This is a genomic window from Aeromonas sp. ASNIH5, assembly GCF_002902865.1.
GTDB lineage: Bacteria > Pseudomonadota > Gammaproteobacteria > Enterobacterales > Aeromonadaceae > Aeromonas > Aeromonas caviae.
The window spans coordinates 1,955,275-1,970,196 of the sequence record NZ_CP026122.1; the positions used below are offsets into that span (position 1 = coordinate 1,955,275).

The following is a 14,922-nucleotide window of genomic DNA, read 5'->3' on the forward strand; positions in this document are numbered from 1 at the left end:
CGGGAAGATGCGGGGCTTGGGGATCAGGCTGCCGTCACGCTCAGTTCGGCGGTCACCTGCTTCGCGGGGGAGAGGGTGCACTCCAGCTGGGTCAACTTGCCGCTGATGAGCTTGTAGAAATGTTGCAGGGTGCGTTCTACTTCCGCCTGATGCTTCTTGGGCAGCGCCTTGTCGATCCACTCCCCGTCCGCGTTGTAGAACCCCGTCTGATAGTGGTAGCTGAAGCTGTGATCCGCCTGCTCCAGCACCAGCCACCAGCCCCAGAACTCCCGCTTGTCCGGGGCAGGCTTGGCGCTGACGCAGACGGACAGGCAGTCAAAGCGGTAGCGGCCCTCCTCGCACAGGTCTTCACGCAAATAGGGGCCAATGGCCGCGAACTGCCGCAGCAATCGCTTGTAAGTCACTCTTTCTGACATGCTAACCTCCCTGTTGAACAAGCCATACCATCACATGGTGATGTTACATTTTTAGTTTTATATCATGTACATAAGTGCTTTTTGAGCCAATCTACCGTCTCTTTCAGTGCCTCGTCATAGACCTCGAGCAGTGGCTGCTTGTCAAACACCACCGCCTTGCCGTTGCGACTCGCAGCGGCCAATGCCCGGACATCCTGCTCGGGACAAATAAAATCTTTCTTGTGCCCGATACTCAATATCGGCACGGAAGTGCGACTCCCCAGCAATCCCTGGGTCTTGAGGGAGAAGACCTGACACTTGGTGCGCAGCAGATCCCACTGGGCCGCGTCCGCCCCCAGCCGGTTCGCCAGCCCGTCGCGCATCATGCGCGGGCAGCGGGCGAACATCTCCTGATTGGTGAACACCTGGTTGATGCCGGCACCGATGCAGACCACGGTCCGAAGCTTGAACGGCTCGACGAAGGCGAGGCGGGCCGCCACATTGCCGGCGAGGCGGAACCCCACCATGGCGATGCGCTGGTGATCGACCCAGGCCACCTCCGAGAGGTAGTTGAGCACCGCCTGGTGCAGGCGGCTGGTGTCCTGCACCAGGGGCCAGTGCTCGGCATAGCCGGTGCCCGGCATGTCCAGGGAGAGCATCCCGATGCCGTGGGGCTCGAGACACTTGAAATAGAAGTTGAGGAAGTCCACCTGAAGCGAATCGATGCCACCGCTGACGATGACCAGGGGCACAGGTTTCTCGGTGGTGGGCAGATGCAGGTAGCCCTGGATGGTCTTGCCCCGAAACGGGACCTGCAGCTCCTTGAGGGGCACCTTGAACAGGCGTCCGGCCTCGCGATAGGCCATGTTGCCGAGCAACTGGGCCTGATCCGCCAGCTCGTCGTGCTTGAGGTGGGGGTAGCTTGCGATGGAGTAGTAGCGCACTGCCTTGAGCAGGCTCTTCAGCGCCGCGGCGCGATCCCCTTCCCCCAGCAGCGTCCGCCCCGTATTGAAATAACGGCCGGCGAGCTGGCTCCACTCATAGACCCAGTTGCCGGGCACATAGCCCTTGATGGTGTCCAGATAGCGTTCGTGACTGCGCTCCCCCTGCCCCATGGCGATGTGCGCCAGGGTCTGCTCCACCTCGACGGGATCGGCCCCCTGCCAGGCCCAGGTCGGTCTGCGCAGCAGGCGATACCAGCGGGGCGACAGGGCGCCATCGATGAAGCTGTCAGACAGTGCGCTGTCTTGCTCGTCGACGGGGCTCGAGTTGGAGACTTCGGAAGTTTCCAATACCTTTTTGACCCGGGTAAACAGCTTTTCCGTCAGATTGGTATCGTCGTTTGGTTCCAAAATGGTGGCTCTTCTGTCTCAAACAATGTCCCATCTTAACCACTTTTCACATCGAGCAGCCACACCAGAAACGCATTGAGCCCCAAAAGGGGCTCAATGTGGTCAACCTTGCATCACGACGGATCAGTCCGCTCCCGAATGCCGGGGAGTCACTGGTCGCGACCGGTGGGGCGATTACGCTTCGTCGCAGATCGGCTTGGCGAACTCCAGCGCCATGTCCCAGGGCTGTTCAATCCAGGTGTCCTGCGGAATGGCGACTTCGAAGTCATCCACCAGGGGTTCGCCCATGGGCTTGGCAAAGATGGTGATGAACTTGGCTCTGGGGTAGAGCTCGCGGATCGCCTTGGCGGTGCCGCCGGTGTCCACCAGATCGTCCACCACCAGCCAGCCTTCGCCGTCACCTGCGGTGGTGGCGGCCTTCACCACCACCAGCTCGCGCTGGTTGTCGTGGTCATAGCTGGAGATGCAGAGGGTTTCGACATTGCGAATGCCAAGTTCGCGGGCCATCAGGGCCGCAGGCACCAGACCACCGCGGCTGACGGCGATGATCCCTTTCCACTGGCTGACAGGCAGTTGACGACGGGCCAGACGGCGCGCTTCGCGTTGCAGGTTATCCCACGATACATAGAACTTTTTTGGCATGCTATCGATCTCAACGAGTTATAAAGCAATCACTTATGAGGCGAGAACCCGGCAAAGAGACGGGTTCAGGTCAATTCTGGCACCCCGTTTCCCGAATTTTGCTTGCACTTTTTCGGCCTCGGGGCTGACGCCTCGGCGGCAAAAACGGATGCAATGCGAACAGGGATGGGGTGTAGCTGGCGGCCATCTCGGGTGGACTCCCGATCTCGGGCCGGCTGTTGGGCCGGTATGATAGCACTCTTTATGGATAAATTGAGCGGCAAACGTATGCGAAAAACAGGAAATGTCCGCCATCTCCCGCTCTGTCGCCCTTTTCGGAGGGCTCCGGCGACACCGACAGGTTAGCCGTTTGACACACATTCCATGACATTCGGGCAAAAAAATAGCAGGAGGAGGAGAGGATCCTCACACGCCTGCTGCTGTTACCTGTGACGCCTGCGAGCCTTAACGGCGGGTGGCGTAGGGATTCGGGTAGTTGAAGCCCTGGGTATAGAGAGATTGGGCAAACCAATAGGTTGAATTGCTGCCTGACATCATAAACTCCTGATTGCTTAACAAGTTACGTACCTTAATGCGGGTTCACATCCTTGAACTGACACTCGGTTCCATGGAGGCGCACTTGCTTTGCTTCGGTTCCCTGGAGGCATTGATTGTCATCCTGACAAGTGGGCTGGCCACGGCGGCTAATTTACCACCCGGCGCCAAAAAGACAATATTTTTGTGACAAACATCACATAACTGATGTTGTGCTGACACGAATAAGGCAGGCAGTGAAGTTCGCCATCCATGCTCCCTTTCCCAGCACAAGCAGAGCGTCATTTGCGCTGATCGCTCACATTTTTGCGTGATTGACTGTATTATCGTTATCCTCTTCCCCGGCCCGCAGAGTGGGGCCCGACATTTTCCATGCTGGTAAGGAGTCCCGACGTGGCACAGCTCAGTTCTCTGTCTCCCAAGTTGATTTGGCAATTCTTCGAGCAGATCTGCTCCATCCCCCACCCCTCCAAGCACGAAGCCCAACTGAGCGCCTGGATCGTCGCATGGGCCCAGGGAGAAGGCCTGGCGGTCAAGCAAGATGCCGTCGGCAACATCATCATCAAGAAACCGGCCACACCGGGGATGGAAAACCGCAAGGCCGTGGTGCTGCAAGCCCACATCGACATGGTGCCCCAGGCCAACGCCGACACCCAGCACGACTTCACCACCGATCCCATCGATGCCTACATCGACGGTGAATGGGTCACTGCCCGCGGTACCACCCTGGGTGCCGACAACGGCATGGGCATGGCGGGTTGCCTGGCCGTGCTGGCCGACAAGACCATCAAGCACGGTCCGCTGGAAGTGCTGCTGACCACCGACGAAGAGACCGGCATGACCGGCGCCTTCGGTCTGGAAGCGGGCTGGCTGGAAGGCGAGATCCTGCTCAACACCGACTCCGAAGAGGATGGCGAGGTCTACATGGGCTGCGCCGGCGGGGTGGATGCCAATATCCGCTTCCCCCTGGAGCTGGTTGCTGCCACCGAGGGTGAAGGTTTCGAGCTGCAGGTCAAGGGCCTGCGCGGCGGCCACTCCGGGGTCGACATCCATCGCGGCCGCGGCAACGCCAACAAGCTGCTGGTCCGTCTGCTCAAGGCCGCCGAACCGCTGGGGGTGCGCCTTGGCGATCTCAGCGGCGGCACCTTGCGCAACGCCATCCCCCGCGAGGCCCGCGCCAGCCTGCTGGTGCCCGCCGCCAGCGTGGCTGACTTCAAGGCCCTGGTGGACCGCTACGCCGGCATCTATCAAAGCGAGCTGGCCGCCACCGAGGCCAACCTCACCGTGCTGCTCACCGCCCGGGAGAAACCGGCCCAGCTCATGAGCGAGTCCCTGCAAAGCCGCCTGCTGGATGCCCTGATGGCCTGCCCGAACGGGGTGATGCGCATGAGCGACGCCATCCCGGGCGTGACCGAGACCTCCACCAACCTGGGTGTCATCAAGACACTCGAGGGGGAAGTCTATGTGCAGTGCCTGATCCGCTCCCTCATCGATTCCGGTCGCGAGAACATCGAGCAGATGACCCGCTCCCTGTTCACCCTGGCCGGCGCCAGCTGCGAGTTCACCGGCGCCTACCCGGGTTGGGCCCCGAACGTTGACTCACCGGTCATGGCACTGGTGCGAAGCAGCTACCAGACCCTGTTTGGCGAGATGCCGAACGTCATGGTGATCCACGCAGGCCTCGAGTGCGGTCTGTTCAAGAGCGCCTACCCGGACTGGGACATGGTCTCCTTCGGCCCGACCATCCGTGGCGCCCATGCACCGGGGGAGAAGGTACACATCCCGGCGGTCGAGCGTTTCTGGCAACTGCTGGTTCACGTGCTGGAACATATCCCGGCCAAGTAAGCCAGCTCACGACCATACCGATGCCCCGCCCAGTGCGGGGCATCTTTTTTGTGCTCCCTCCTCGGCCACCTCTCTCATACCCCCGATTCCACACGCGGCCCTGGCTTGAAATCGTATCCATGAACAGGTCTGCATTTGAAAACCTTTTCCATGATTTATGTAAATTTACAACACAAAAAGTTGATCCAGCTCACATATCCCCCTAGGATCAGAACGTGACCAAGGTCACACAACCCATGAACCACAGAGAAACGAGGTCATCATATGTTCGAGAATCTGGCAGTGCTGTTCCACCTGAAGGGTGCAACCAGCAAGAAAGGTGCTGAAGAGAAAGACACTTATGCGCCTGCAACCCGCAATTACTACTTCCGTTATGGCGCCTGATATCGCCTGTCCGGAAGTTGAAATTAGCAACGTAATAAAACTACAAAACAACTCAGCAATCCACACAACAGCCACCCCATCGGGGCGCTGTCCTGCCCGGGCCAGAATTTCCACGGCCAAACCTGAACTCCAACCATGAAGATGGGGCCCGCAGGCCCCATTTTTTTATCCCGTATCCGCCTTTATTGCGCCTCCTCGGTGCCACCTTGCAGCGATGCCGGTCGCGACGTGGCGGGCGCCGGCATCATATCGCCTTTCCCAGTGGCACCGCCTCCTGCACGGGCAAGGGGAAATGGCAGGCCACCTGATGCCCCTGCCCGCCGCACGCCTCAAGGGCGGGCGAGCGGGTGCGGCACAGATCCGTTGCATGGGGGCAGCGCTGGTGAAAATGGCAGCCACTCGGCGGCGAGATGGGGGACGGCACATCCCCCGTCAGCAGGATACGCTGGCTGCGCCGCCGTGGATCCGGCACCGGAATGGCGGAGATGAGCGCCTGGGTATAGGGATGGCGTGGTGCCAGGTAGAGTGCCTGGGCCTCGGCCAGCTCGACGATCCGGCCCAGATACATCACCGCAATCCTGTCCGAGATGTGCTTTACCACCGACAGGTCATGGGCGATGAAGATGATGGCGAGGTTCATCTCCCGCTGCAGATTGAGCAGCAGGTTCACGATCTGGGACTGCACCGACACGTCGAGCGCCGACACCGCCTCGTCACACACCAGCAGCTTGGGCTTGAGGGCGATGGCGCGGGCGATGCCGATGCGCTGGCGCTGGCCACCAGAGAACTCATGGGGGTAGCGATCCACCGCGCTGCCGGGCAAGCCGACTTTCTCCAGCAGCTCCTGCACCCATGTCCGACGCTGTTCGGCGTTGCCCTTGCCGTGGATGATGAAGGGCTCCTCCAGGATCTGCCCAACCGTGTGGCGGCTGTTGAGGGATTCTGCGGGATCCTGGAACACGATCTGCATCTCCTGACGCAGGGATCGCATCTCCTTGGGCGAGAGGTGGGTGATGTCACGCCCCTCGAAGGTGATGGAGCCGGCGCTCGGCTCGAACAGCTTGAGCAACGAACGCCCCAGGGTGGACTTGCCGCATCCCGACTCCCCCACCAGGCCAAGGGTCTCCCCCTGCTTGAGATCAAAGCTGATGCCATCCACCGCGTAGACGGTGTATTGCTTGCGCAATAAACCGCCACCCATCTTGAAATGCTGCTTTAAATTGCTTACCGACAACAAGCTGGTCATGACTTCCATCCCCGACGATTCATGGCAGCAGACGACCTGGTCGCCTTCCCGCCGCCAGGCTGCCCTGCGACACCCCGTACCCACACCAGGCCGTTCATAGGCTCACCTCCTTCCAGTGGTGGCAGGCCACCCCGTGGCGTTCGCTCAACTGCTCGGTCACCGGTATGGTCTCCACGCAAAGGGGCGTGGCATGGGGGCAGCGGTTGGAGAAACGGCACCCCGCCGGCATCTCGTGCAGGGCGGGCACCTGACCCTTGATGGTCTTGAGCAGGCTCTTTGGCACATCTTCCAGACGCGGGATCGAGGCCATCAGACCATGAGTATAGGGATGGCGCGGGTGGTCAAACAGTTCATAGATATCGGCCCGCTCCACCGCACGCCCGGCATACATCACCACCACCTCGTCGCACAGCTCCGCCACCACCCCGAGATCGTGGGTGATGAAGATGATGGCCATGCCGGTCTGGGCTTGCAGCTCCTTCATCAGATCCAGGATCTGGGCCTGGATGGTCACATCGAGCGCCGTGGTCGGCTCGTCGCAGATGAGCAGGGCAGGTTCGCAGGCCAGCGCCATGGCGATCATCACCCGCTGGCGCATGCCGCCGGAAAGATTGTGGGGATAAGCCGCGAAACGCTGGGCAGGCTCGGGGATCCCCACCTTCTTCAACATGGCGATGGCGGCGTCACGGCGCTGGGCCTTGCTGTAATCGGGGCGGTGGAGGCGAAACACCTCCATCAGCTGATCGCCGACCGTCTGCACCGGGTTGAGGGCCGTCATGGGCTCCTGAAAGATCATGGAGATACGGTTGCCGCGCACCTTGTACATCTGCTCCGGCGGCAGATTGAGCAGCTCCTCCCCCTGAAAGCGGATGGAGCCCCCTACCACCTGACCGTGAGGCCTTGGCAGCAACCCCATGATGGCCAGCGAGGTGACGCTCTTGCCGCAGCCGGACTCGCCGACTATCCCCAGGGTCTTGCCCGGGGCGACCTGGAAGCTGACCCCGTCGAGCACCTTGATCTTGCCGTCGTCGACGGCGAACTCCACCTCGAGATCCCGCACCTCGAGGATGGGGGACAGAGACTGCCCCTCATGATCGCTGGTGCCGGGGGCGGTGGCCTGTGTGTTGGGCATGACTGCTGCTCCCTTCTGGGCCACATCAATGATGTGCATAGGTCTTGTCGATCAGGGTGATGGGGGCCAGCGACTTGCCGTCAGCCTTGGCCTTCTGGGTCTCCTCCTTCACTTTGGGATCGAGCCAGAGCAGGCCGCCACTGCTGTGGGGGTAGCCATCCATGGGCCAGTAGAGCAGATCCGGGGTGTTGCGGGTGGCGGGCACCTCCGGCAGCATCACATAGCGCCAGCTGCTGGCTCGCACGTAGTTGAGCTGCACCCCGGGCACGAAGATGGCGAGATCATAGATGCGCTGCTGGATCTGGTGGGAAAGCGCGGCCCGCTTGTCCATGTCGAACTCGACGTTGTAGGCGTCGATCAGGCTGTCGAGCTCTTTGTCAGCCACGTTGAACAGGTTGTTGGTCTGGGGCTTGTTGGCGTTGTCGGAGTGGAAGGACTCCCAGTATTGCGGATAGAGACCGCCGCCCCCCCAGCCAAGCCAGGCCGCCTCGTGTTTCTTCTCCAGCATCACCTTGAAGCCGGTGGCGCCATCCACCAGATTGAGCTCCAGATCCAGGCCCGCCTTCTTGGCCTCTTCCTTGAGCACGGTCAGCCGCTTGGAGTGCTCCTGGCTGGTGTAGGTGAGGGCCAGGGTGAGCCGCTCTCCCTTGTCGTTTTGCAGGATGCCGTCCGGTCCCTGCTTGCCGTAACCGCCCTTGGCGAAGTACTCCCGTGCCTTGGCGATGTCGTAGGCCCGCTCAGGGAGCGCGATGTCGGTGAAGGCCCCGAAGCCAGAGCCGAAGGTGGTAGCGCGGTCATAGTCGCCGTGCAGCACCGTCTCTATCATCTTGTCGATGTTGAAGGCGTGCTGGATGCCGAGCCGCACGTTGAGATCCGCCAGCTTGGGATTGGCCACGTTGAGGTGAACCCCCTGCCCCCCCTGCTTGGTGTCGGTCATGGCCATCACCTTCTGCACGTATCCCTGCTTGTACTCCGGGGTGACCGCCTTCTCATGCCACCAGTTGGGCAGGATCATCTCGAAGGTGTCCAGCTCCCCCTTGAGGAAGTGGCGGAACGCGATGTTGTGGTCGCGGATCACCTGTACCTTGATGGTGTCGAGGTTGAACCTGTGCTGGTTGTAGCGATCGTCTTTTGCCCACCACTCCTTCTGCTTGCTGAAGGTGACGGACTTGCCCTTTTTTACGTCGCTCATCACGTAGGGGCCCGTGGTGGGTACCACGGCCCAGTTGTACTGCTTCACCCAGTTCGGGCCCATCTTGTAGTAGTGCTTGGGCTGGGGCCACAGTTCGGTGGTGTTGAGGAGATCGAGCTTGGCCTTGCGGCTGCCCGCCTTGACCAGGATGGTGTGGTCGTCAATCTTCTCCACCGCCACCACCTCGGTGGTGTAGTAGTTGTTGAACCAGGGGCCCTTGATGTCCTTGGAGCGCATCATCTCGTAGCCGAAGGTGTAGTCATCGGCGGTGACCGGCTTGCCGTCGGACCACTTGGCGCGCGGGTCGAGCTTGAAATAGACGGTCTGGCTGTCCGGCGCGATGGCCCAGGCATTCGCCAGGGCCGGAATGGGGTTGCCCGTGTTGGGATGGAAGCTGATGAGCCTCATCTGGTTGTCGAGGATGAAGGAACGGAACGAGCCGTTGGAATCCGGCCCCACGGTGCGAAACGTCAGCGGGAAGCTGTCGACGAAGAGATTGAGGTTGCCGCCGGGCAGCGCCTTGGGAGAGGCGAACACGGGGTCGGTGTCGTTGGTTTCCCACGTCAGATCCGCGGGCAGGCTGGCCGCCCACACCCAGGATCCGTTCAACAGCAGAAAGAGAGCACCTGTCCATTTGATTTTATTGTTCATGTTTGACTTCCTGGTCATGCCCCTGCACTGGGGGCGTCTTCATTAAGGGTCCTGTCGATGTGCCCTGGCAAGGCGCCACCGCTCACTGATAACGGGTAAATTTGCGCGGATCGAACGCCTCCCGGATGGCCTCCCCGATGAAGGAGACCATGATGAGCACCAGACTCACCGCCGCCACCACCGAACTCACGATCCAGATGGCGTCGAGGTTGTTGATCCCCTGGGAGAGCAGCTCCCCCCAGCTCGGGGTCGGCGGCGCCAGGCCAAAGCCCAGGTAGTCCAGCGCCGTCAGGGTGGAGATGTTGCCCACCACGGCAAACGGGGCCAGGGTGACGATCATCATCAGGGTATTGGGCAGAATGTGGTTGAAGATGATGCGCCGGGTGCTCGCCCCCTGGGCCCGCGCCGCCATCACGTAGTCCCGCGCCCGCTCCTTGTAGGTGAGGGTGCGCATGTACCAGGTGATCCCCATCCAGCCGAACAGCACGTTGATGCCGACGAACAGGCCGAAGTTCGGCTTGGCCAGGGAGACCAGGATCATGATGACGTAGAGGAAGGGCACCTGGGACCAGATCTCGATGAAACGCTGCATCAGGAGATCGAACCGACCGCCGAGGAACCCCATCATGCAGCCGATGCTGACCCCGATGACATAGCTCGCCACCAGCGCGATGAAGGCAAAGCCGATGGCGATGCGAAAGCCGTAGACCAGCCGTGCCAATACGTCGCGACCGCTGGTGTCGGTGCCGAGGAAATGGCGCTCCGCCAGGCTCGGGGCATAGGGCGGGTAGGCTTCCTCCTTGAAGTCCTGCTCATAGGGGTTCCAGGGGACCAGGGGCAGCAACACCCAGTCCCCCTTATCTTCCTTCGCAAATTGGCTCTTGAGCTGGCGATAGTTGGTCTCGTACTCGTAGTCGAGCCCGAAGTGCTGGCCCGGGATCACGTCCCCATAGGTGGGGAAATAGAGCTCCCCCTGATAGCTCACCGCCAGGGCCCGGCTGTTGACCAGCAGTTCCGCCAGCAGAGAGATGACCACCAGGACCGAAAAGATGACAAAGGAGTAGTAGCCGCGCTTTATCGACTTGAAGCGCTTGAGTTTTTTCAGAGTTACCGGATTCAGGTTCATGCTCACTCTCCAAACCGCACGCGGGGATCGACCAGGGCAACGCAGATGTCGGAGACAATGTTGCCCACCAGCATCAGCATGGAGGTGATGGCCAGAATGCCCATGACGGTGGGGTAATCCCGCTCGACAATGGCCTCGTAACCGAGCAGGCCGATGCCGTCGATGTTGAAGATGGTCTCGATGAGGAAGGAGCCCCCGAAGAAGACGGTGAGCACCGACCCTAAGTGACTCGCGATGGGGATCAGGCTGTTGCGCATGGCGTGATCGGTCACCGCCTTGCGAAACGGCAGCCCCTTGGCCACGGCGGTGCGCACATAATCCGCCGACAGGTTCTCCATCAGGCTGTTCTTCATGGTCATGGTGAGGATGGCGAAATCCCCGATGGCGTAGGCGATGAGCGGCAGCAGGGCGTGGGCGAAGACGGTGCGGATCTGATCCCAGCTGCTCTCCATCCCGTCAAACTCGTCCCCCGGGAAGCCCCCCATGGGCAGCCACTCCAGATGGAACGCAAAGACGGTGATGAGGAAGATCCCCACCACGTAGGCGGGCAGCGCATAGGCCATGTAGATGAGCATGGAGCTCAAGGAATCGAAGCGGCTGTTGTGCCTGAGCGCCTTGGCCACCCCGAGCGGGATGGAGACGGCATAACTCAGCAGAAAGGTGGCGAGCCCGAAGAAGGCGGTCACCGGCAACCTCTCCTTGATGAGATCCCACACCGGCTCGTAATAACGGGTCGACTCCCCGAGATCCAGCACCGCCAGCTTCTGCAACCAGTCCCAGTAGGCGACCAGCATGGGCTTGTCGAGGCCGTAGAACGCCTTGAGCTCTTCAATCTGTTCGTCGGAGAGTGCCTGCGCCCCCTTGCTGCCACTGGAGCGGCCGGACTCGTTTTGCGAGACCTGCGCCTGCAGCAGCATGCGCTCGACCGGGCCGCCCGGCACGAAGCGGGTGATGGTGAAGACGAGCAGGGTGATACCGAGAAACGTCGGGATGATCAAAAGCATCCGACGTAGGAAATACGACAGCATGGTGGAACCTCGTCCTTGTTGTTCTTTTATGGCCAGTCACATCCGGTGACGGGCCTATCCTTACCTGGCATTACTCACTGAATTGACTGGCATTGACAGACAATCCGGCTCGGTCACTGTAAAAGCTCTGCAACAAAAATCAAGTAGAACCCGGTCTGCGACCGGGAATGTCCCCCCGCAGCATATCCCGCGGATGATTTTTTCCAAAAAACCCAACTTCAATATAAAAAACTGCTACGCCGACCCGTCAAACTCGATTTTAATTATTAAAAAATTAATTACACAGGTGTTTTAATCCATACCAAGCAGAACAAAATCAACAAGTTAAGAACAAGTCGGGTTATTTTCTCATTTACCTATAAAAGAAGAGGGATAGCCGCCCCCACCCTCCGTTCCCCGGAAAACGCTCTCGCCATAAAAGCAGATGAAAATACTGCAAAAAACCGTTTTCTCGATATCGACACTGGAGTGACAAGCGACTTATCGATAAGTTCAAAAATAATCAATAAAATTGTAAAAATCGAACTTAACAACATCTTTACATAAGTTGATGCGGCATTTACGGAATAAAACGCCAAAAATATTCCATCAAGTGCATATTCCCATCTAATTCCCCCTGCCGCCCCCATCCCCGCCGCTCCATTTGACGTCCATCACCAAACCTTGATAAGCCTTACGCACCGCTCCAACGAGGGCGGTAATGGAAGCAAACAATAAACAATCAGGAAGGATACTAGCGATGCTTAGGAAAAGCAGACTCTCTGCTGCCGTAGCGTTTGCCTTGGCGAGCGCGGCAGTTGTGGCCACCCCTGTCCTGGCCGAAGAGGGCCAGAACGTAGAAAAACTGCAAAAAATCAAGGTCACCGGCTCCCGGATCTCCCGGGTCGATGTGGAAGGCTCCACCCCGGTCGTCTCCGTGACCAAGGCGAAAATCGAGCAATCCGGTCAGCAGACCGTCGCCGATTACCTCAAGCAAGCCTCCTACAACTCCTTTGGCGGCGTCTCCCCTGCCTCCGGCAGCTCCTTCCAGTCCCAATCCACCGTCGGCCTGCGCGGCCTGGGTTCCGAGCGTACCCTGGTTCTGCTGAACGGCAAGCGGGTAGCGGGTTCCCCCACCATGGGCGGCACCTCCATCAACCTCAACACCATCCCCATGGCCGCCGTTGAGCGGGTCGAGGTCAACCTGGACGGCGGCTCCGCCATCTACGGTTCCGACGCCATTGGTGGCGTGATCAACGTGGTGCTCAAAGAGGGCTACGAAGGGCTGGACTTCCAGGGCCGCATTGGCTCCCCGAGCGAAGAGGGCGGCGACGAGAAGAGCGGCTCCATCGTGGCAGGGGTGGCCGGCGAGAAGGGCTCCCTGATGGCGGTCTACGAGCACGACAAGAAGGACGTCATCTACAGTCGCGATCGGGACTATCTTGCCAAGCAGGGCAACGACTCCCCCAGCCCCTACGGCCGCAACGTGGAGGGGATCACGGGTCTTGACGCCAACGGCGACCCCATCTGGAAATACGGCCCCCTGGCCGGCGCCACCAATGCCGACGGCTCATGCAAGGAGCCCTTCGTCGGCTTCGAGGGCGGCTGTAACTTCAACTACGGCCAGGTCGCGGCCACCACGGCCTCCCGCAGCCGTGACACCCTGTACGTAAACGGTCGCTACCACATCAACGACAACGTGGACTTCGTGCCGCAGATCATCGGCTCCCGGGTCGAGAGTTTCGGCCGCTTCGCCCCGGCCGCCGGTGCCTTCACCATTGACCCGGCCAACCCGAAGAACGCCCAGTTCTTCACCGACAACGGCCTGGATGCCGCCGCCACCCAGGGTCTGGGTGAGGCTGCCTACGCCTACTACCGCTTCAGCAACGTCGGTCCCCGTGACAACTATGTCACCGACACCACCGGCAGCATGAACCTCGGCTTCGAAGGCACCATCGCCACCGAAAGCGTCGGCGACATGCAGTGGAACGCCGGCTACATGTACTCCAAGACCGACAACAAGGAGAACGGCACCGGTTACGTGCTGAAGTCCGCCGCCCAGCAGGCGATCGCCGACGGCAAGTTCGTCGGTGGTGAGTTCGACCCCCAGAGCACGGCCTCCATGGCTGCCGACACCAGCCGCCGCGCCACCATGGACTTCTACCAGTGGTACGCCGGTGTCCAGTGGGACATGGGTGAACTGCCGGCCGGTCCGGTCAGCTGGTACGCCGGTGCCGAGTACAACGACTGGGTCTATGCCGACAAGTACGACGCCCAGTCCGAAGCAGGCAACATCATCGGCTCCGCAGGCAACTCCTCCGGTGGCGTGCGTGACGTGACTGCCGCCTACATCGAGTCCCTGGTGCCCATCACCGAGCAGATCGAGCTGAACGTGGCCGGTCGCTTCGACAAGTACAGCGACTTCGGCAGCGCCTTCTCCCCCAAGGCGAGCCTGCGTTACCAGCCGCTGGACAACCTGATGCTGCGCACCTCCTGGTCCCGTTCGTTCCGCGCCCCCAGCCTGAGCGATCTCTACTCGGCTGATTCCGAGTCCGCCGACTGGGCGAAGGATTACGTCTACTGCGAGGCCAACGGCATCTCCGCGGCAGACTGCCCGAACCGCCAGTACACCACCACCCGTACCTCCAACGAGGATCTGAAGGAAGAGACCGCGGACACCTGGAACTTCGGGGTGGCCTACAGCCCGGTGGATGACCTGAACCTCTCCCTGGACTACTACACCATCAAGATCGAGGACGTGATCCAGCTGAACTCCCTGCAGTCTCTCATCTATGACGAACTGAACAGCGGCAGCTCCAGCAGCATCACCCGCAACAGCCAGGGCAAGATCGGTAGCGCCATCGCTCCCATGGTCAACCTGGGGACCCTCGAGACCTCCGGCCTCGACCTGAAAGTGGATTACACCTACGACCTGAACTACGCCACCGTGCGTTATGACCTGGGCGGTACCTACATCCTGAAATACAAGGAAGGTCTGTACGCCGGTGGTCCCGTCATCGACAAGATCGGCCAGAACGGTCTGCCCCAGATGCGCTTCAGCTCCGGTGTGGGTGTCAACGTTCCCCAATGGTGGAACATGGATACCTACCTGAGCGCGAACTACATCGACTCCCAGAGCCAGGACTACATCGCCGATACCGGTGAGGAAGTGGGCCACATCGCGTCCCAGACCACCTGGAACCTGAACGTCGGCGTGGAAGCGCCCTGGAACGGCAAGATCCAGGTCGGCGTGAAGAACATGTTCAACGTGGGCCCGTCCCTCGAGAGCGATGGCTTCACCTATGACGACGAGCTCTACAGCATCGACGGTCGCATCTACTACCTCGACTACAGCCAGAAGTTCTAATCCACCAGCAAACCACAAGCCGGCCCGTTCGGGCCGGCTTTGCCCAAGG

10 protein-coding genes are annotated in these 14,922 nt (G+C 60.4%); 2 read left to right on the plus strand and 8 right to left on the minus strand.

The features are described from left to right. Positions 1-23: 23 nt before the first annotated feature. The 3 genes from crl to gpt all read right to left on the minus strand — a co-directional run bounded on the left by crl (position 24) and on the right by gpt (position 2,389). On the minus strand, positions 24-416 hold the full coding sequence (crl, locus tag C2U30_RS08890) for a sigma factor-binding protein Crl (RefSeq protein ID WP_039040346.1): 393 nt from the start codon (positions 414-416) through the stop codon (positions 24-26). 62 nt (positions 417-478) lie between these two features. Next, positions 479-1,747, minus strand: a complete 1,269-nt coding sequence (frsA, locus tag C2U30_RS08895) for an esterase FrsA (RefSeq protein ID WP_010675462.1) — start codon at positions 1,745-1,747, stop codon at positions 479-481. Between the two features lie 174 nt (positions 1,748-1,921). Next, positions 1,922-2,389: a xanthine phosphoribosyltransferase gene (gene gpt / locus C2U30_RS08900; RefSeq protein WP_039040347.1), complete on the minus strand. Its 468-nt coding sequence runs from the start codon at positions 2,387-2,389 to the stop codon at positions 1,922-1,924. A 927-nt stretch (positions 2,390-3,316) separates the two neighbouring features. Here gpt and C2U30_RS08910 point away from each other — a divergent pair. Then, complete coding sequence (locus C2U30_RS08910; protein ID WP_045525722.1) at positions 3,317-4,768, plus strand: aminoacyl-histidine dipeptidase; 1,452 nt, start codon at positions 3,317-3,319, stop codon at positions 4,766-4,768. Positions 4,769-5,396: 628 nt separating this feature from the next. Here C2U30_RS08910 and C2U30_RS08920 read toward each other — a convergent pair. The 5 genes from C2U30_RS08920 to C2U30_RS08940 all read right to left on the minus strand — a co-directional run bounded on the left by C2U30_RS08920 (position 5,397) and on the right by C2U30_RS08940 (position 11,527). Beyond that, on the minus strand, positions 5,397-6,398 hold the full coding sequence (locus C2U30_RS08920) for an ABC transporter ATP-binding protein (RefSeq protein WP_045525806.1): 1,002 nt from the start codon (positions 6,396-6,398) through the stop codon (positions 5,397-5,399). A gap of 94 nt (positions 6,399-6,492) precedes the next feature. Continuing rightward, a complete protein-coding gene (locus C2U30_RS08925; RefSeq protein WP_103243643.1) occupies positions 6,493-7,530 on the minus strand; it encodes an ABC transporter ATP-binding protein in 1,038 nt (345 codons plus the stop codon). 25 nt (positions 7,531-7,555) lie between these two features. After that, positions 7,556-9,373: an extracellular solute-binding protein gene (locus C2U30_RS08930; RefSeq protein ID WP_103243644.1), complete on the minus strand. Its 1,818-nt coding sequence runs from the start codon at positions 9,371-9,373 to the stop codon at positions 7,556-7,558. 82 nt (positions 9,374-9,455) lie between these two features. Beyond that, on the minus strand, positions 9,456-10,499 hold the full coding sequence (locus C2U30_RS08935) for an ABC transporter permease (RefSeq protein WP_041212459.1): 1,044 nt from the start codon (positions 10,497-10,499) through the stop codon (positions 9,456-9,458). A 2-nt stretch (positions 10,500-10,501) separates the two neighbouring features. Further along, positions 10,502-11,527: an ABC transporter permease subunit gene (locus C2U30_RS08940; RefSeq protein ID WP_010675471.1), complete on the minus strand. Its 1,026-nt coding sequence runs from the start codon at positions 11,525-11,527 to the stop codon at positions 10,502-10,504. A 739-nt stretch (positions 11,528-12,266) separates the two neighbouring features. On the opposite strand from C2U30_RS08940, the gene C2U30_RS08945 reads away from it, so the two are divergent. Continuing rightward, complete coding sequence (locus tag C2U30_RS08945) at positions 12,267-14,873, plus strand: TonB-dependent receptor plug domain-containing protein (RefSeq protein WP_045525716.1); 2,607 nt, start codon at positions 12,267-12,269, stop codon at positions 14,871-14,873. Positions 14,874-14,922 lie beyond the last annotated feature (49 nt).